Source organism: Actinoalloteichus spitiensis RMV-1378 (assembly GCF_000239155.1).
GTDB classification, from domain to species: Bacteria; Actinomycetota; Actinomycetes; order Mycobacteriales; family Pseudonocardiaceae; genus Actinoalloteichus_B; species Actinoalloteichus_B spitiensis.
The window spans coordinates 1-1,431 of the sequence record NZ_AGVX02000505.1; the positions used below are offsets into that span (position 1 = coordinate 1).

Below are 1,431 nucleotides of genomic sequence, written 5' to 3' on the forward strand. Positions count from 1 at the left end.
GGAGACCGCTGAGGCTGACCTCGAACTCCTGGAACTCCCCCGAGGTCGCCGACGCGGTCACCACCGCCTACCGGGAACTCGCGCCCGACACCCCACCCGTCGCCGTCCGCTCCTCCGCCACCGCCGAGGACCTGCCCGAGCTGTCCTTCGCCGGCCAACAGGACACCGTCCTCAACGTGCGGGGAGAACGGGACCTCCTCCACGCGCTCACCCGCTGCTGGGCCTCCCTGTGGACACCCTGGGCCGTCGCCTACCGCGAGCGGCACGACGTCGACCCGGCCACCGTCGCCATGTCCGTCGTGGTGCAACTCCTCGTCCCCGCCCGCGCCGCCGGCGTGCTGTTCACCGCCAACCCGCTCACCGGCAGCCGCGACGAACTGGTCATCAACGCCTCCTGGGGCCTGGGGGAGTCGGTGGTGTCCGGCCAGGTCAGCCCCGACACCGTCATCGTCGACCAGCGCACCGGGCGAACCCGCCACCACACGACCAGCGCCAAGACCGTCCGCACCGTCCCCGTCGACGGCGGCGTCCGCGAGGAGGCCATCGACGACCACCTCGTCCACGCCCCCGTGCTCACCGAGCAGGACATCACCCGGCTCACCGACCTCGCACGGCGCGTCGACGCACTCCACGACCACCCCAGCGACGTCGAGTGGGCGCTCGACGACGACGGCACCCTCCACCTGCTCCAGGCCCGCCCCATCACCGGACTACCCACGCCCCCGTTACCCACCGGGTCCCCCTCCTCCGCGACGACCGAGGACACCACCACCAGGACGCGGGCAACCGAGGGCCACCCACCGGCCACCAGCTCCCCTCGGCCGCCCCACCAAGCGGCGGGCGAGGCGGCCATCCCGCGTGCGGAGTGGAACGACAGCCGCCTCGGCGACTACCTCTGGACCAACGCCAACCTCGGCGAGGCCATCCCCAGCGTCATGACCCCCGCCACCTGGTCCTTCGTCCAGGTCTTCATGCTGCGCACCATGGGCATCCCCTCCTGCCAGGGGCACCCCACCTGGGGGAACATCGGCGGCCGCTTCTACCTCAACCTCTCCACCAGCCTGTCCCTCGGCACGGCGTTCGGCCGCACCGTCGACCAGATGGCCGACACCGTCTCCGCCGTGTTCGGCCGCATCCCACCCGGAACACCGGTCCCTCTCGTTCCGCTGCGCCGCTGGGCGACCCTGCGGGAGGTGGTGCCGCTGGTGACGGCGTTCCGCCTCCGTCTCCGCATCGCCCACCGCCGCCTCCCGTCCTACCTGGACACCGCCGCCGACCGCTGCGCCGCGCTCCGAGCCCGAGCCCGCACCGCCCCCACCACCACGGCGCTCCTCCAGCTGTGGCGCGGCGAACTGTGGCCCTACTGCGTGGAGACCTTCGACATGATGAGCGCCGCCGCCCGCGGACGCGGCGGCGGCAACCGGCTCGTCA

The 1,431-nt window shown here is 73.0% G+C and carries 1 protein-coding gene; it reads left to right on the plus strand.

Annotated features, from left to right (window positions below; all coding sequences use genetic code 11):
• On the plus strand, window positions 1-1,431 hold a 1,431-nt coding region (locus ACTIDRAF_RS30090; RefSeq protein WP_016700578.1), incomplete at both ends, for a PEP/pyruvate-binding domain-containing protein.